Raw genomic sequence first — 15,591 nt, 5'->3', positions numbered from 1 at the left:
GCCGACGGCAGGTTCGTGACCAGGGAGTCAACGAGCACTCTCATTGGCTCAGGCAACAGCGGCAAGAGCATTACGTTCGCTTTCTGCAAGCTCTGCATCTCTGCCTGAAGGCGTTGGATGCTCATACACAGGCATGCTGACGGCCTGATCTCCAGGTCGGCGGGTGCCAAGGAGCTTCCGGCCATCGTGGCTCCGGACATGCGGGTACGACAACCGGCACACACGCCTTCCCGAATGGCTCAACGTCGGGATCCCGCCCGCTCAGGTGGCCGAGTGGGCCGGAACAGCGTGCCGGTACTCCGCGCCACGTACGCCCGCTGCGTCGAAGGGCGGCTTTCTGATTTGAAGAAGCGCCTCGAAGCAGCCGGAGACTCCCCGAGCTGTCCGACGCTGATTGATCTTCGACTGAGGAACTTCGACACGTATTCGACACAGCCACCCGCGACAACCCGGTGACAGCCGACAGCCGGACGGCCCCGGATTCTGCCCTTGATCATCAAGAGGGCGCCTGCGGCTCGTCACGTCGGCTGGAAAGCACCCTGACCAGCAAAAACGCCCTCCCGAAGGAGGGCGGAGACTGGTCGCCCCCGGCAGGACTCGAACCTGCGGCCAAGCGCTTGGAAGGCGCGTGTGCGCTAGGAACCTATACACCCTCTGATCAGCGCTAATAGGCATGCTGAAGTCGCTGAGGCGCCTGCGACGACACACATTCGACAGACATCCGCTGTCACGCGACTGAACGCGCCGTCGGTCGCGGTCTCGTCAAGAGCGACTGGGGCTGCTGAACTTGTCGCTATGCAGGCCGTGTTAGTTGCGCTCATCGCAGTCCTGGGCACGCTCGGCGGGTCCGCAGTCACAGGTCTTCTTCAACGACGTCATGCAGATCGTGCCGCTGAGCTGGCCCGCCGCGATCGTCAGCGGCAAGAGCAGCGAACAGCCATTTGCGACCTGGCGGAGGCGCTAGTGGAACTACGCCGCCGGCAGATCTGGCGATGGTCCACGAGACGCGACTACGGGACCGACAACGAAACGTACAGAGAGGCCAAGGACGCCTGTTTCGAGGCCCGCACGACGAGTAGAGCTTGCCTGCTTCGGCTCAGGCTCGCGGGGGTTCCGGAACCAATCGTCCGCCTGGCCGGTGATGCCTTCGAGGCCTCCATCGTCATCGAAGAAGCTTCAGATGCAGAGGAGTTGACCAAGAGAGCGGAGGTGTCGAGGGTCGCCATGGACGCATTTGTGGCTGCTGCAGCCAGTCATTGCGCTGCTACGTAGTCGGTCGGCCCCGGGGCCCTCGCCCAGCCCGGAGACGCCCGACGCAATGCAGGTCACTTCTTTGGTTCAGCGGCAGAGAAGTGAATCAGCAGCTGCTCACGCTGTCTCGTGGTTCAGGTGGATGAGCCCTGCGATGGAGCCCAGGCGGGTCTGCAGGGCGGGGTCCGGGATCAGGGTGCTGGTCAGCAACAGCACCTGGGCCGTCGGGTGTTCCGGAGCGTAGAGGCCGTCGTCGCCGGGGATGGGGTTGGGCTGGATCTCGATCCGTCCGTAGGGGCTGCTGGTGAGGTGGTAGACGCCCCGGTATTCACTGTCGCGCTCGGTGAAGACCAGCCCGAGGCAATCAGTGACGAGCTGGACCAGCTCGCCCATGGTGTGGGTGCTGGTGCCGTAGGTGTGGTGGTCGGTCATGGTGTCCCAGACCCTATGCCGCGAGGTGGCCGGGCGCTTGGCCAGTCGGCCGCGGACGAATCGGGCCCCGGCTCGGACGAGTGCGACGAGGTGGGGCGCGTTCACGGCTCGCCACCGCTGTTGGGCGGACTCGACAGAAGCCGAGCGCGCCGTCGCCGACCGCCGGCGTAGCCCGCCCGCCCCCCGCAGTCGATCGGCCGTACGACGGAGCCGCTACCTGAACCAAAGGGCCCCCGCTCGGCCAGAGCGGGGGCCCCCAGGTGTGTGCATGTACGGACGTCAGCCCGAGCCCACGAACAGCACCATCAGCAGCCACACCACCGGCGCCGTGGGCAGCAGCGAGTCCAGTCGGTCCATGATCCCGCCGTGCCCCGGCAGGAGCGTGCCCATGTCCTTGATGCCCAGGTCCCGCTTGATCATCGACTCGCCGAGGTCGCCCAGCGTGGCGGTGGCCGCGACCGCGAGGCCCAGGAGCAGGCCCTGCCACCACGTGCCGTCGTCGATGAGGAACTGCATGCACAGCGCGCCCGCCACCATCGCGAAGCTCACGGCGCCGAGCAGGCCCTCGCGGGTCTTGCCGGGGCTGATGCGCGGGGCGAGCTTGTGTGTGCCGAAGCGCCAGCCGACGGCGTACGCGCCGGTGTCGCTGACGACCGTCAGGAGCAGGAACGTCAGGACCCGCCAGGGCCCGTCGTCGGCGGTCAGCATCATCGCGACGAACGTCGCCAGGAACGGCACGTAGAACGCCGCGAAGACGCCTGCGGTGACGTCCTTGAGATAGCCCTCCGGCGGCTCCGTCATCCGCCAGACCAGCACGGCCAGCGAGGTCAGCGCCATCGCCGTCCAGGCGCCTTCGGCACCCCGGGCGTACCCGGCGACCACCATGGCCGCACCGCCGAGCGCGAGCGGGACGAGGGGCGCCTTGATGCCCTTGCGCTCCTCGAGCCGCTTGGTCAGTTCCCACAGACCCACGACCACGGCGACCGCGACCACACCGACGAACACGGCCTTGACGACGAACAGCGAAGCGACGATCACCACGCCGAGCCCGACAGCGACCCCTATGGCCGCACCCAGGTCGCGCCCCGCGCTCTTCTTCTGCGGCGGGTGCGCCGGCTGCGGGGAGTCGTGCATGGGCTCCGGATTCTGCTGCGCCGCCTCGGAGGGCCGCGCCTGCGACGTGTCGTACGGCCGCGCACGGGGCGGCTGTTCGCGGAACAAGGGGCCGCTCAGCCGAGCGGCCCCCCGATCGTCATCCTGGTCTCCGCCATACGCGGGTACGTCGGGCACGATGGGCATGGGGCGAGTCTGCTGCGCCTCAGGCGCATCGTACGCGGGACCCGCCGGGGCAGCCCCTTGTACAGGTCCACGCGCGGTGGTCCCCCAGTACCCGGCCTGCCCGGCATGCCCGGCCTGCCCGGCCTGCCCGGCTTGTGGCGGCGCCCCCCAGGAAGAGTCGTTCATCAGACCTCGAGCAGCTCGGCTTCCTTGTGCTTGAGGAGCTCGTCCACCTGAGCGACGTACTTGTGCGTGGTGTCGTCGAGCTCCTTCTCCGCGCGGCGGCCCTCGTCCTCGCCGATCTCGCCGTCCTTGATCAGCTTGTCGATGGCGTCCTTGGCCTTGCGGCGGACGGAGCGGATGGACACCTTGGCGTCCTCGCCCTTGCCCTTGGCGACCTTGATGTAGTCGCGGCGGCGCTCCTCGGTGAGCTCGGGGAACACCACTCGGATGATGTTGCCGTCGTTGCTCGGGTTGACGCCGAGGTCGGAGTCGCGGATCGCCTGCTCGATGTTGCGCAGCGCGCTCTTGTCGAACGGGGTCACGACGGCCATGCGCGGCTCCGGCACGGAGAACGAAGCCAGCTGGTTGATCGGCGTCGGCGCACCGTAATAGTCGGCCACGATCTTGTTGAACATCGCCGGGTGCGCACGGCCGGTGCGGATCGCGGCGAAGTCCTCCTTGGCGACCACGACGGCCTTCTCCATCTTCTCCTCGGCCTCGAGGAGGGTCTCTTCGATCACCACTTGCTCCTGCGTGTCTTGAGTAAGGCCCGGCTGCGGTTCCTCGGTGGGGCGGCGGCCGGCTGCGTCGCGTCTTCTTCCTGCACGGTTCCCGACCGGCAGGACATTGTCCATCCCCCGGTCAGGGTCCGTCCCGTCCGTCCCCCGGACGGGCTTGTTGTCGGAGCGTCAGCCCCGGCCGCCCTGCTCACCCACAAGCGTGCCGATCTTCTCACCCTTGACGGCGCGCGCGATATTGCCCTCCGCCAGAAGCTCGAAGACAAGGATCGGAAGCTTGTTGTCGCGGCACAGCGTGACGGCGGTCGCGTCGGCGACCTTGAGGTCGCGGGTGATGACCTCGCCATAGCCGAGGGAGTCGAACTTGACGGCGTCCGGGTTGGTCTTCGGGTCGGAGTCGTAGACCCCGTCCACGCCGTTCTTGCCCATCAGCAGCGCCTCGGCGTCGATCTCCAGGGCGCGCTGCGCGGCGGTGGTGTCGGTGGAGAAGTACGGCATGCCCATACCGGCGCCGAAGATGACCACGCGGCCCTTCTCCAGGTGCCGTACGGCGCGCAGCGGGATGTACGGCTCGGCGACCTGGCCCATGGTGATGGCGGTCTGGACCCGGCTGTCGATGCCCTCCTTCTCCAGGAAGTCCTGGAGAGCGAGGCAGTTCATCACGGTGCCGAGCATGCCCATGTAGTCGGAGCGGGCCCGGTCCATGCCGCGCTGCTGGAGTTCGGCGCCGCGGAAGAAGTTGCCGCCGCCGATGACGACCGCGACCTGCGCGCCGTCGCGCACGACGGCCGCGATCTCGCGGGCGATCTTGTGCACCACGTCCGGGTCGACGCCGAGGCCCCCGCCGCCGGAGAAGGCTTCTCCGGACAGCTTCAGCAGGTACCGGCCGCGTACTTTGCCGTCGTCGCTCTTCTGGGCCTTGGTGGTCATCGAGATCCCGCCTTTGTTACGTGGTGCACATACGAAGAAGGCCATTGCCGGTTGGGGTGTGTTTCGCATCCCATGCGCGGCAATGGCCTCCTCGTCAGATCTGCTGTCGTCCGTCACGCGCGCGTGCGTGGTGACGGCGTCCGCGGACGACTGCCCTCGACCCTATCGGGGTCGGGCGCCGATCGCGGTACGGACTCAGATGCCGACCTTGATGCGCGTGAAGCGCTTCAGGGTGACACCGGCCTCGTCCAGAACCTTCTGGACGGACTTCTTGTTGTCGAGCGCGTACGGCTGACCGAGCAGCGTGGCGTCCTTGAAGAAGCCGTTGAGGCGACCCTCGACGATCTTCGGCAGGGCGGCCTCGGGCTTGCCCTCGGCGCGGGTGGTCTCCTCGGCGACACGACGCTCCGACTCGACGACCTCGGCCGGCACGTCCTCCTTGGCGAGGTACTTCGGCGCGAAGGCGGCGATGTGCTGGGCGATGCCCTTGGCGACCTCGGCGTTCGGCTTGTCCAGCTCGACGAGGACACCGATCTGCGGGGGCAGGTCGGGCATCGTGCGGTGCATGTACGCGAGCACGAAGCCGTCGCCGTACTGCGCGAAGCGGTCCAGGACGATCTTCTCGCCCAGGTTCGCGTTGGCCTCGTCCACGAACGCCTGGACGGTCTTGCCGGCCTCGATCTCGGAGGCGAGCAGGGCCTCGATGTCGGCCGGGGAGGTCTTCGCGACGTGCTCGGCGATCGCGGTGGCGACGGCCTGGAACTTGTCACCCTTGGCGACGAAGTCCGTCTCGCACTTCAGCTCGACGAGGACACCGGAGGAGTTGTCGTCGGCGATGATCGAGACCACGGCGCCGTTCTCGGCGGAGCGGCCTTCGCGCTTGGCGACGCCCTTCTGGCCCTTGATACGGAGCGCCTCGACGGCCTTCTCGACGTTGCCCTCGGCCTCGTCCAGCGCCTTCTTGCAGTCCATCATGCCGGCGCCGGTGAGCTCACGGAGCTTCTTGACGTCAGCGGCGGTGTAGTTCGCCATGAGTCTGTGAATCTTTCTCGAAGTCTGGAAGATCGAAGATCTACGGGGTCTGCGGCCCCCATGAAGGCGGAAGCCGCTGACCTTTCGTCGACCTACGGGTGAACGGCGGGAGCGGACTTCACCGCGCCGAAGGCGCAAGTGGGTGCAGTACCGCTCCCGCCGTCAACCCTGACGCTGACGGTGTCAGGCCTGCTCGCCCTCGGCGGCCGGGGCCTCGGTGGCGGGGGCGTCGGCAGCCGGAGCCTCGGCGGCCGGAGCCTCGGCGGCCGGAGCCTCGGCGGCCGGGGCCTCGGCAGCGGCCGGAGCCTCGTCGGCCTTCTTCTCGCCCTCGAGCAGGTCGCGCTCCCACTCGGCGAGCGGCTCGCCCGCGGCCTTCTCACCCTTGTCGCCGGTGGCGACGCCGGAGCGGGCGATGAGGCCCTCGGCGACGGCGTCGGCGATCACGCGGGTGAGCAGGGTGACGGAGCGGATCGCGTCGTCGTTGCCCGGGATCTTGTAGTCGACCTCGTCGGGGTCGCAGTTGGTGTCGAGGATCGCGACGACCGGAATGTTGAGCTTCCGGGCCTCACCAACGGCGATGTGCTCCTTCTTGGTGTCCACGATCCAGACGGCGCTGGGCACCTTCTGCATCTCGCGGATACCACCGAGGGTCTTCTCCAGCTTGGCCTTCTCGCGGGAGAGGACCAGCAGCTCCTTCTTGGTGAGGCCGGAGGCGGCCACATCCTCGAAGTCGATCTGCTCGAGCTCCTTCAGGCGCTGCAGGCGCTTGTAGACGGTCGAGAAGTTGGTGAGCATGCCGCCCAGCCAGCGCTGGTTGACGTAGGGCATGCCGACGCGGGTGGCCTGCTCGGCGATGGCCTCCTGCGCCTGCTTCTTCGTGCCGACGAACATGACCGTGCCGCCGTGGGCGACGGTCTCCTTGACGAACTCGTAGGCGCGGTCGATGTACGACAGCGACTGGAGCAGGTCGATGATGTAGATGCCGTTGCGCTCCGTGAAGATGAAGCGCTTCATCTTCGGGTTCCAACGACGGGTCTGGTGACCGAAGTGGACGCCGCTCTCCAGCAGCTCCCGCATCGTGACGACGGCCATGGCCGTATCTCCTTGAATGTTCTCGGTTGTGCCGCGGATGCCGGACGGCTTCCGCGCCTGACGCCCACATGCGCCGTGCCACAAGGACCGAGAGGCGCTGATACGGACCGTCTCCGGTTGTCGTATCGGGGCGTGCGAAGTCGACCCGGTGACCCGGATCGCCAGAAGAAGTGTACGGGACCCGCGGGGCACCGAGTGACGCCGCTGTCCACAACCCGGGAGTTATCCACAGATCCCGGCCATGATCTGCGGGGGTGGGGGACGGTTCTCGCATGCGAGCGAAGCAATGTGCGAGGGCGGCGAGGGCCACGAAGGCCCCGATGACGGCGAGCGCGACCAGGACGGCCAGGGCATGCGGCCGGCTGGTGGTGCTGTTGCTCCTGACGGCGACCGTCCTGCTGTCCCCGGCACCACGACTGACCCCGGCCGCCACGAGCGCCGGCGCAGCATCGGCCCCGGACCCCACAGTTCCCGCGATCGGGCGAGCATGGCCCGTGGGCTCACCCCCGCCGATCCTCCGCGCCTGGGAACCTCCGGCGACACGGTACGGGCGCGGCCACCGGGGCGTGGACCTCGGCACCCCGCCCGGGTCACCGGTACGTGCGGTGGCGGCCGGACGGGTCTCCTTCGCCGGCCGCGTGGCGGGCAGGGGGGTCGTCTCGGTCGAGCTGACGGGGACGGGGGATCCGCCGCTGCGGACGACGTACGAGCCAGTGCGGGCGGTGCTGAGGAAGGGCGCCGAGGTGGCGGCCGGCGAGGTCGTGGGGACGGTGGAGGCGACGGGCTCGCACTGCACGGGAACGTGCGTGCACTGGGGTCTGCGCAGAGGCGACGCCTACCTGGACCCGCTGTCACTCCTGCCACCAGGGCTGCTGCGCAGGGGACCGTCGCGGCTGCTGCCGGTGCTCGGGGTGCCGCTGCCGTCGTAGCCCGACCGGGCTGTACCGCCCCGTCGTAGCCGACCGGGCTGTACCGCACCCCCCCGACCTCAGCGCCGACGCAAACAGTCCTTCCAGCACGGGACGGCGCACATACGCTCGCCCCCCGTCTGGCTCAGCCCCGGACGCCCCTCAGCGCCATCGACACAGCCGCCTCCGTGATCGCCGCAGGCTCCTCCGCCGCCCCCAGCTCGATCCGCCGTACGGCCGCATCCACGACGCCCTGCAACAGCATCGCCGCCAACCGGGGCTCGGCGTGCCCCATCTCCCCCAGCGCCTCGACGATCATCGCGACCAGCCCGCCGTGCGCCGCACGGATCTTCTCCCGGGCCCCCGCGTCCAGCTCGCTGGCGGAGATCGCCACCACGGCCCGGTGCCGCCGGTCCCCCACGAGCGTGAGCTGCTGCCGGACGTACGCCTCGACCTTGCCCCCGGCCGTGGCCTCCCGCTCCATCGCCGCCGAGACCTCCGCGGCCCACACGGGGAAGTCGACCTCGCACAGCTCCTCGACCACGGCGGCCCGCGACCGGAAGTACTCGTACACGGACGACCGCGCGAGCCCCGTCCGCTCGGCAAGGGCCGGGAACGTCAGCGCCTCCGTCCCGCCCTCGGACAACAGAGATCGAGCCGCGTCCAGCAGGGCGGCTCGCTGCATCGACCGGTGCTCGGCCACGGAGGCCGCTCGAATCCTTGGCACGTCAACCACTTTACGGACGCACCCGCGCCGACGGGAGTCTCTCCGGCCAACCCGGCACACGTCCCGCCAGGTCAACGACCGAAGCCGGCCAGTTTCGCCCGCAGCTGCAGCACCGACTTGGTGTGGATCTGGCTCACCCGGCTCTCGGTCACACCCAGCACGTTCCCGATCTCGGCCAACGTGAGCCCCTCGTAGTAGTACAGCGTCACCACGGTCTTCTCCCGCTCGGGCAAGGTGTTGATGGCCCGCGCCAGAAACCGCCGCAGCTCCCTGTCCTCGGCGACCTCCACCGGGTTGTCCGCCGCGGTGTCCTCCAGCGTGTCCATGACGCTGAGCCCGTCGCCGCCCTCACCGCCGACGTGCAGCAACTCCTCCAGCGCGACCACATTGGCCAGCGACAACTGGCTGAAGACCGAGTGGAGTTCGTCCACCGCGATGCCCATCTCGAGGGCCACCTCGGCCTCCGTGGGCGTGCGCCGCAGCCGCGCCTCCAGCGTCGCGTAGGCCCGCTCGACGTTGCGCGCCTTCTGCCGCACCGACCGCGGAATCCAGTCCAGCGCTCTGAGCTCGTCGATCATCGCGCCCCGGATCCGCGTGATCGCGTACGTCTCGAACTTGATCTCCCGGTCGATGTCGAACTTCTCGATCGCGTCGATCAGCCCGAACACGCCCGACGACACGAAGTCCGCCTGCTCCACATTGGGTGGCAGGCCGACGCTCACGCGGCCCGCCACGTACTTGACGAGCGGCGAGTAGTGCAGGATCAGCTGCTCGCGCAGGCGCTCGTCCCCCGTCGCCTTGTACGACCGCCACAGCTCGTCGAGTGTCGAGGGAGCGGGCGGCCGCACGCTGCCACCGTCACGGGCGGCTGGGGGGATCGCCGCCCGGTCGGACCCGGAGGTGTGCTGGGGCATTCGTTGCCTTGTGCCGTTCTGCCGTGAAGTGGGGGTGCCTGGGGGAGCAACCGGTCGGATGTCGTACTGCTGCCGTTCTGGGGTCGAGGTGCCGGTCTGCGCCGGAATCCTCGTGAGCGTAGCGTGACTGAAGTGTCGCGGTGCGCGAAGGGCGGAGCGCACGCCGTACGCAGATACGTTCCGCTGGACGCCCCGCAGGGTCATAACGGTCGCTCTACGTGATCACCCGGACACCCCAACTGGGGGAATTCTCAAGGGCGTCCGTGTTCCCCCGTACGGCCGAACACGCTCGGTCAACATCGACTCCGACCGGCGTGAACGGACATCATCGCCTGGCGTGTCAACTTCCAGCCGTCGCCGTGTCGTTCGACGTAACCAAGTGAGCGGAGTTCGTACAGCCTCGCGATCGCGTCGTCCTCGGTGGTCTGAGCACCGCGCGCGACCTCGTCCGCTCTCGCCGCGCGAGCACCGGGCAGCGCCGCGAGGACCCTGCGCGCGCGGGGCTCCAGCAGATCGCGCGGCAGGACGGGCCCGCGCCGCTCGGGTGCGAGCTCTCCCATGTCGCCGACCAGTTCGACGACCTCGGCGGCGTCGGTGACCAGCACGGCATCCCCGCGCAGCAGTTCGTGCACGCCCGCTGAGAGGCCACTGGTGGCCGGACCGGGAACACCCATCGTGTGGCGTCCCAACCGCTGGGCGGCCCGGGCGGTGACCAGTGAACCGCTGCGGTGGGCGGCCTCGACGACGACCGTGCCCCGCGTCAGGGCCGCGATCACCCGGTTCCGGACGATGAACCTGCTGGGCGTCGGATGGTCCCCGGGCGGCAGCTCCCCGATCACGAGCCCCTGTTCCGCGATCCTGTTGATCAGCTGGGTGTGCCCGCGCGGGTAGGGACGGTCGACGCCGCAGGCGAGCACGGCGACGGTGGCTCCGCCGGAGCCGAGGGCCCCGCGATGAGCGGCACCGTCGACCCCGTAGGCGCCGCCCGACACGACCACCCACCCCCGCTCGGCGAGCCCGCCGGCAAGGGTGGCCGCCATGTGTGCGCCGTACTCGGTGCAGGCGCGGGCCCCGACGACGGCCACGGACCGCAGCGCCCACATCCGCAGACTGGCCCGGCCGCGCACCCACAGCCCGAGAGGCCGGGCGTCGCCCAGGTCGTCGAGCTGCCCCGGCCACTCGACATCCCCGGGGCGCACAAACCGCCCGCCGGCTTCCCGGGCGACGGCCAGATCCCGCTCGGGCTCGGCACGCAGCCCCCGGGCCCTCAGCCCGTCCCACCGCTTGTAACCCACCCCCGGCAAGGCATCCGCCCCCTGCCGCAACCGCCGCACCACTTCCCCCACGCCGTACTCCCGCACCCACCGCCCGGCGACCTCGTCCCCGGGCTCGACGACCCGGCTGAGGAAGACACGGCCGAGCAGTTCGTCGTCGGGATCCCCGGTGCCGGTCACGTCAGCGCCCCGATGGCCATGGGTACGCCGCGCGGCACACCCGTGCGCAGTTGCAGTGCCAGGGCGACGTCCGTGGCGTCGGGCCGGTCGTGGCCGACCAGGTCGGCGACGGTCCAGGCGACCCGCAGCACACGGTCGAGTCCTCGGGCGGTCAGTACGCCGCGTTCCAGGTTCCGTTCCGCCTCGTCCATGGCGCCGATCGCCGCGTACCAACGGCTGCGCAGCTCCCGTCCGGGGATCTCGCTGTTGGTCCGCCACGGGGTGCCGGCGAGCCGGACCGACGCCCGCTCCCGAGCCGCGCGGACCCGGTCGGCGACCGTGGCCGTGGACTCGCCCCGGGCCCCGCGCTCGGTCAGCTGGGCGCGGGTGACACGGTCCACCTCGACGCGGAGGTCGACCCGGTCGAGCAGCGGCCCCGACAGCCGCGCCTGGTAGCGACGAATCGCCGAGGGCGGGCACTCGCACAGGTCGCCCATCTGGGAGAAACGGCCGCAGGGGCAGGGATTGGCCGCGAGCACCATCAGGAACTTCGCCGGGAAGCGCACCACGCCTGCGCTTCGTGCGATCACGACATGCCCGGCTTCCAGGGGTTGCCGCAGTGCGTCGAGGGCGTGGCTGCTGAACTCCGGTGTCTCGTCCAGGAAGAGGACCCCCCGGTGGGAGAGTGACACCGCGCCGGGCCGGGCGATGCCCGCGCCGCCGCCGACCAGCGCCTGCATGGTCGCCGAGTGATGCGGTGCGCAGTAGGGCGCCAAGTCGATCAGAGGCTTGCCCGGGGGCAGCAGCCCCGCCACGGAGTGCACGGCCGTGACTTCCAGCGACTCCTCCCTGCGCAGCCGGGGCAGGATGGCCGGGAGCCGCTCCGCGAGCATCGTCTTGCCCGCGCCGGGCGGCCCTTCGAGGAACAGGTGATGCCCGCCCGCCGCGGCGACCTCCACGGCCGTACGTGCCGAGATCTGGCCCACCACATCGGCGAGGTCGTGCCCGTGATCGGGCTCGGCGGCACCCATGCTGTGCATGCCCGTGGCCGCGCCCGTGCCCGGCACGCGCAGGCCCGCGAGCAGCGGATCCGGGCGGCCCCGTTCCACCGGTTCCTCGTCGGGCACGGGCTCGTCCGCGAGGACGGCGATCAGCTGCCGCAGACTGCGCACGCCGAGTACGGAAACGCCCGGCACCAGCGAGGCCTCGGCCGCGGCGCACTCGGGGACGACGACCTGCTCGTAGCCTGCGTCCGCCGCGGCCAGCACCGCGGGCAGGATGCCCCGCACGGGACGCACCCGTCCGTCCAGACCCAGCTCGCCGATCATCACGATGTCGGCGAGGACCCGCGGATCGATCCGCTCGGCGGCGCCGAGGACGGCGCATGCGACGGCCAGGTCGAAGCCGCTGCCGGCCTTGGGTACCGATGCCGGGCTGAGCCCCACGGTGAGCTTCTTCTGCGGCCATTCCCCGCCCGAGTTCACGACGGCCGCCCGTACCCGGTCGCGGCTCTCCGACAGGCTCTTGTCCGGCAGTCCCACCAGGGTGAACGCCGCCACCCCGGGCTCCAGATCCGCCTGGACCTCCACCACAACGCCCTCGACGCCCACCAGAGCGACCGAGCACGTACGCGCGAACCCCATGTCAGGCCACCCCTCGCGCATGCTCGACCACGGGCGCGCCGCGGTCGGGAAGGACCACGCCGACCAGATCGATGCGCACGCCTCCGGGTGGTGCCCCGCCATGGGCGTGGATCCAGTGTTCCGCGAGGCCGCGCAGGCGCCGCGCCTTGTCGGGGGTGACCGCGGCCATCGGATGCTCGTAGCCGCTGGTCCTGCGGGTCTTCACCTCACAGATGACCAGCACGTCGCCGTCCCGGGCGACGATGTCGATCTCTCCGGTCCTGCCACAGCGCCAGTTGCGCTCCAGAACCGTCATCCCGGCCTCGGCCAGCCGCCGTGCGGCCAGCCTCTCGCCGTACCTGCCCAGTGCGCTGCGGGCGTTTCCCGTGCTCGTGCTCATGTCGGCACCACCTCCGGCGCCAACGATGAGGGCAGCTCAGCGAGCTATTGGATCTTGGTGGACAAGTCCGCGACTGTGGACAACTCCGTCACCCCTGCGAGTGGACCTCACCCGCTCGGAAGCTCGAGATCGCTCTTGTTGAGCTCCTCGATGTTCACATCCTTGAACGTGAGCACCCGGACCTGCTTGACGAACCGGGCCGGCCGATACATGTCCCACACCCAGGCATCCGCCATGGACACCTCGAAGAACACCTCACCCTGTACCGAGTGCACCTGCATCTCGTAGTCGTTGGTCAGGTAGAAGCGCCGCTCGGTCTCGATCACGTACTTGAACAGACCGACGACATCGCGGTACTCCCGATAGAGCTTGAGCTCCATCTCGGTCTCGTACTTTTCGAGGTCCTCGGCGCTCATGGCATGTTCCCCTTCAGCCGTGCGATCCCACCATTGTGCGCCAGTCCCGTCCGCACCTAGACAATTTCGGGGTCAAGGGTCACGGGCCCAGCGGGGGGACCTTCGTCGAGCAGTGTGCGCAGTAGCTCGGCGAGTCTGGTCGGATACACCGTCTCATGCGCCTGGGCAAGTTCCCGACACGTCCACCAGCGTGCTCCGGCCACGCTGCGCCGCTCCAGTTCCGTGAGTCCCGTGGCCCGGGTCGCCGTCTGTGTCGTACGGGCCAGGTAGTACCACTCGTCCTGGTCCCAGCGACGGCCGGCGAACGGGAACGAACACATCCGGTGCCACAGCACGGGACCGAGCTCGACCTCCGTGATGCCGGTCTCCTCGGCGAGTTCCCGCAGGGCGGCCTGAGCACGGCTCTCGTCGCCCTCGACGCCGCCGCCCGGGGTGAACCACCAGTCGACGGCCGGATCCTCCGGCTCGTGGCCGTGCAGCAGCAGAATGCGGTCCTGCGGGTCGAGGAGGACGACGCGGGCGACCTTGCGCAGTCCGCCGTCGTACGAGTCGCCGTACGGCCCGTTCCCGAGGCCTGTCCCGCCGTACGGCCCGTTGCCCACGCCCGTCGCCTCAGCGGGCACCCGCAGGCTCCACACCGGGCCGGGAGCGCTTGCTCAGCCGTTTCGCGATCGGGCCGTAGGCCCCGCCGGCCAGGACGAGTACGCCCCCGCCGACGATCAGCGCGACCATCGTCCGCAGCGGCCCCGGTGACGACAGCGAGCCGAGCTGCTCGAAGCTGGTGGCGGGCTCCAGCATGCCGTCCATGGGCCAGACGACGGCGTCCACGCGGGCCGACACGGCGCTGCGCGCCACGGTGCCCTTGGCGGCGTCCGTGAGGTGGGCCGTGGAGTCCAGGGAGCCGCTGCGCTCGTCGCCGAGCAGGAAGAGCCGGCCCTTCGGCACCGTCACCGTCGGGAAGTTCTGGATCTCGGCCAGGCTGTCCTCGGCCAGGTAGGGCTCGTCGATCTGCTTGCCGTTGACGGTGAGCTTGCCGTCCGTGCAGCAGGCGACCGTGTCACCGCCGACGGCGACCACACGCTTGACGACGGGGGCGTTGGTCACCCAGGTCTTGTCGGTGAAGACGACGACGTCACCGCGGCGCACCTCGCCGCCGTCGACGCGCTGGGCCAGCACCCGGTCCCCCGCGCCGATCGTCGGCGCCATCGAACTGGTGGGCACGGTGTACGGCCGGTAGACCACCGCTCCCCAGGCGAACCCGGCCAGGAACAGCACAAGGCCGAGGGCCACCGCCAATCCGGACACTATTCCGCCCGGATCGGCGCCCGACTTCCCCTTGTCACGTCCAGTGCTGCCCACATCCACTCCCATCCCGCAGTCCGCGCCCGCACCCTATCGCGGCACGAAAAAGGGACCGTGGTGGTCTTCGCGAGATCCTGAATCGCGCGGAGACCACCACGGTCCCGGTAGGCATCAAAGAGGAAGATCAGGCCGTACCGCAGCTCCAGTAGCCCCAGTAGCCCCACTCTCCGCTGCGGTACTCGCCCGCGCCCGCCTGCATGCAGACCCCAGTGCCCTCGGCATAGCTCTTGTTGACCGTCACCGGAGAGCCGTCCGCACCGTTCGGGTTCCAGATGGCGAAGTCATAGCCACCGTTGGACTGGTAGGGCGCGACATCCACCTTCACCACCGCTGACAAGCCCTCCGCGCACTTGTCGTACACGGTGAACACCTCACCGTAGGACGCGAAGTGCGCGGCGGAAGAGTTCGGACAGCCCGTCTTGGCGCTCGCCCCATACACCGTCACGTCCGTTGCCGCCAGGGCCGGCGAGTTGGCGAGCCCCACCAACGCAACCCCACCGACCAGTGCCCCAGCAAGCCGAAACTTCTTCACAAGACCCCCAAAGTTCAACTGATCCCAGCGCCCGAATGCGGCTGGTCCCAGGAGGGGCGAGCCCCCTGGGACCAGCTCACAGTGGAAGATCAGGCCGCGCCGCAGCTCCAGTAGCCCCACGCGTTCGAGCCCGTTTCCCCGCTGGAGTACTCACCCGATCCCGCCTGCATGCAGACGCCGGTTCCTTCGGCGTAGCTCTTGTTCACGGTCACCGGGGAGCCGTCGGCCGAGTTGGGGTTCCAGATGAGGAAGTCGTACCCGCCGTTGGACTTGTAGGGCGCGACATCCACCTTCACCACCGCGGCCCAGCCGTCGGCGCACTTGTCGTACACGGTGAACGTCTCACCGTAGGACGCGAAGTGCCCGGCGGAGGCGTACGAGCAGCCCGCCTTGAAGCTCGGTCCGTACACCGTCACGTCCGTTGCCGCCAGGGCCGGCGAGTTGGCAAGCCCCACCAACGCAACCCCACCGACCAGTGCCCCAGCAAGCCGAAACTTCTTCACTAGACCCCCACAGTTCAAC

At 69.4% G+C, this 15,591-nt stretch carries 18 protein-coding genes; 2 read left to right on the top strand and 16 right to left on the bottom strand.

Annotated elements, in window-relative coordinates:
* Positions 1 to 811 precede the first annotated feature (811 nt).
* Positions 812 to 964 carry a hypothetical protein gene (locus ACFY5C_RS19655; protein WP_389445817.1) on the top strand — a complete coding sequence of 51 codons (153 nt, stop codon included), beginning with the start codon at positions 812 to 814 and terminating at the stop codon, positions 962 to 964.
* Positions 965 to 1,368: 404 nt separating this feature from the next.
* Here ACFY5C_RS19655 and ACFY5C_RS19650 read toward each other — a convergent pair whose 3' ends face one another.
* The 6 genes from ACFY5C_RS19650 to rpsB all read right to left on the bottom strand — a co-directional run bounded on the left by ACFY5C_RS19650 (position 1,369) and on the right by rpsB (position 6,755).
* Positions 1,369 to 1,683 carry a hypothetical protein gene (locus tag ACFY5C_RS19650; RefSeq protein WP_389445814.1) on the bottom strand — a complete coding sequence of 105 codons (315 nt, stop codon included), beginning with the start codon at positions 1,681 to 1,683 and terminating at the stop codon, positions 1,369 to 1,371.
* A gap of 279 nt (positions 1,684 to 1,962) precedes the next feature.
* Positions 1,963 to 3,147, bottom strand: a complete 1,185-nt coding sequence (locus ACFY5C_RS19645) for a phosphatidate cytidylyltransferase (protein WP_389445812.1) — start codon at positions 3,145 to 3,147, stop codon at positions 1,963 to 1,965.
* Entirely contained in the window at positions 3,147 to 3,704 is a 558-nt protein-coding gene (frr, locus tag ACFY5C_RS19640) for a ribosome recycling factor (RefSeq protein ID WP_062666818.1), read from the bottom strand. The genes ACFY5C_RS19645 and frr overlap by 1 nt, the downstream gene beginning before the upstream one ends.
* A gap of 168 nt (positions 3,705 to 3,872) precedes the next feature.
* A complete protein-coding gene (gene pyrH, locus ACFY5C_RS19635) occupies positions 3,873 to 4,631 on the bottom strand; it encodes a UMP kinase (protein WP_328422897.1) in 759 nt (252 codons plus the stop codon).
* A gap of 195 nt (positions 4,632 to 4,826) precedes the next feature.
* A complete protein-coding gene (gene tsf / locus ACFY5C_RS19630) occupies positions 4,827 to 5,663 on the bottom strand; it encodes a translation elongation factor Ts (protein WP_328878931.1) in 837 nt (278 codons plus the stop codon).
* A 183-nt stretch (positions 5,664 to 5,846) separates the two neighbouring features.
* Entirely contained in the window at positions 5,847 to 6,755 is a 909-nt protein-coding gene (rpsB, locus tag ACFY5C_RS19625; RefSeq protein WP_389445809.1) for a 30S ribosomal protein S2, read from the bottom strand.
* A gap of 320 nt (positions 6,756 to 7,075) precedes the next feature.
* Here rpsB and ACFY5C_RS19620 point away from each other — a divergent pair, with 320 nt between their 5' ends.
* The gene (locus ACFY5C_RS19620) at positions 7,076 to 7,684 is read left to right on the top strand and encodes a murein hydrolase activator EnvC family protein (protein WP_389445806.1); all 609 of its coding nucleotides are present in this window, start codon (positions 7,076 to 7,078) and stop codon (positions 7,682 to 7,684) included.
* Between the two features lie 124 nt (positions 7,685 to 7,808).
* Here ACFY5C_RS19620 and ACFY5C_RS19615 read toward each other — a convergent pair whose 3' ends face one another.
* The 10 genes from ACFY5C_RS19615 to ACFY5C_RS19570 form a co-directional block, all read right to left on the bottom strand.
* A complete protein-coding gene (locus ACFY5C_RS19615; RefSeq protein ID WP_389446112.1) occupies positions 7,809 to 8,366 on the bottom strand; it encodes a TetR/AcrR family transcriptional regulator in 558 nt (185 codons plus the stop codon).
* Positions 8,367 to 8,461: 95 nt separating this feature from the next.
* Entirely contained in the window at positions 8,462 to 9,304 is an 843-nt protein-coding gene (gene whiG, locus ACFY5C_RS19610; RefSeq protein WP_389445805.1) for an RNA polymerase sigma factor WhiG, read from the bottom strand.
* 293 nt (positions 9,305 to 9,597) lie between these two features.
* Positions 9,598 to 10,758: a DNA-processing protein DprA gene (gene dprA, locus ACFY5C_RS19605; RefSeq protein ID WP_389445802.1), complete on the bottom strand. Its 1,161-nt coding sequence runs from the start codon at positions 10,756 to 10,758 to the stop codon at positions 9,598 to 9,600.
* Entirely contained in the window at positions 10,755 to 12,380 is a 1,626-nt protein-coding gene (locus ACFY5C_RS19600) for a YifB family Mg chelatase-like AAA ATPase (RefSeq protein ID WP_389445799.1), read from the bottom strand. The genes dprA and ACFY5C_RS19600 overlap by 4 nt, the downstream gene beginning before the upstream one ends.
* 1 nt (position 12,381) lies before the next feature.
* Positions 12,382 to 12,759 (bottom strand): YraN family protein, encoded by a 378-nt coding sequence (locus ACFY5C_RS19595; RefSeq protein WP_389445797.1) that lies wholly within the window; start codon positions 12,757 to 12,759, stop codon positions 12,382 to 12,384.
* A gap of 107 nt (positions 12,760 to 12,866) precedes the next feature.
* Positions 12,867 to 13,175 carry a DUF2469 domain-containing protein gene (locus ACFY5C_RS19590; RefSeq protein ID WP_003993268.1) on the bottom strand — a complete coding sequence of 103 codons (309 nt, stop codon included), beginning with the start codon at positions 13,173 to 13,175 and terminating at the stop codon, positions 12,867 to 12,869.
* 56 nt (positions 13,176 to 13,231) lie between these two features.
* Positions 13,232 to 13,777 carry an NUDIX hydrolase gene (locus ACFY5C_RS19585; RefSeq protein ID WP_389446110.1) on the bottom strand — a complete coding sequence of 182 codons (546 nt, stop codon included), beginning with the start codon at positions 13,775 to 13,777 and terminating at the stop codon, positions 13,232 to 13,234.
* Positions 13,778 to 13,787: 10 nt separating this feature from the next.
* The gene (gene lepB, locus ACFY5C_RS19580) at positions 13,788 to 14,534 is read right to left on the bottom strand and encodes a signal peptidase I (protein WP_389445794.1); all 747 of its coding nucleotides are present in this window, start codon (positions 14,532 to 14,534) and stop codon (positions 13,788 to 13,790) included.
* Positions 14,535 to 14,661: 127 nt separating this feature from the next.
* On the bottom strand, positions 14,662 to 15,069 hold the full coding sequence (locus tag ACFY5C_RS19575; protein WP_389445793.1) for a hypothetical protein: 408 nt from the start codon (positions 15,067 to 15,069) through the stop codon (positions 14,662 to 14,664).
* An 89-nt stretch (positions 15,070 to 15,158) separates the two neighbouring features.
* Entirely contained in the window at positions 15,159 to 15,524 is a 366-nt protein-coding gene (locus ACFY5C_RS19570; protein WP_389445790.1) for a hypothetical protein, read from the bottom strand.
* Positions 15,525 to 15,591: the final 67 nt, after the last annotated feature.

The sequence above is a fragment of the Streptomyces sp. NPDC012935 genome (assembly GCF_042900345.1).
GTDB lineage: Bacteria > Actinomycetota > Actinomycetes > Streptomycetales > Streptomycetaceae > Streptomyces.
This window is presented reverse-complemented; position numbering and strand designations above follow the sequence as displayed.

What these genes read in the sequence shown, in the direction of transcription:
- ACFY5C_RS19650 (WP_389445814.1), bottom strand. Translation starts at nt 1,683, where the DNA reads ATGACCGACCACCACACCTACGGCACCAGCACCCACACCATGGGCGAG.
- ACFY5C_RS19645 (WP_389445812.1), bottom strand. Translation starts at nt 3,147, where the DNA reads ATGAACGACTCTTCCTGGGGGGCGCCGCCACAAGCCGGGCAGGCCGGG.
- pyrH (WP_328422897.1), bottom strand. Translation starts at nt 4,631, where the DNA reads ATGACCACCAAGGCCCAGAAGAGCGACGACGGCAAAGTACGCGGCCGG.
- tsf (WP_328878931.1), bottom strand. Translation starts at nt 5,663, where the DNA reads ATGGCGAACTACACCGCCGCTGACGTCAAGAAGCTCCGTGAGCTCACC.
- rpsB (WP_389445809.1), bottom strand. Translation starts at nt 6,755, where the DNA reads ATGGCCGTCGTCACGATGCGGGAGCTGCTGGAGAGCGGCGTCCACTTC.
- ACFY5C_RS19620 (WP_389445806.1), top strand. Translation starts at nt 7,076, where the DNA reads ATGACGGCGAGCGCGACCAGGACGGCCAGGGCATGCGGCCGGCTGGTG.
- whiG (WP_389445805.1), bottom strand. Translation starts at nt 9,304, where the DNA reads ATGCCCCAGCACACCTCCGGGTCCGACCGGGCGGCGATCCCCCCAGCC.
- ACFY5C_RS19600 (WP_389445799.1), bottom strand. Translation starts at nt 12,380, where the DNA reads ATGGGGTTCGCGCGTACGTGCTCGGTCGCTCTGGTGGGCGTCGAGGGC.
- ACFY5C_RS19595 (WP_389445797.1), bottom strand. Translation starts at nt 12,759, where the DNA reads ATGAGCACGAGCACGGGAAACGCCCGCAGCGCACTGGGCAGGTACGGC.
- ACFY5C_RS19590 (WP_003993268.1), bottom strand. Translation starts at nt 13,175, where the DNA reads ATGAGCGCCGAGGACCTCGAAAAGTACGAGACCGAGATGGAGCTCAAG.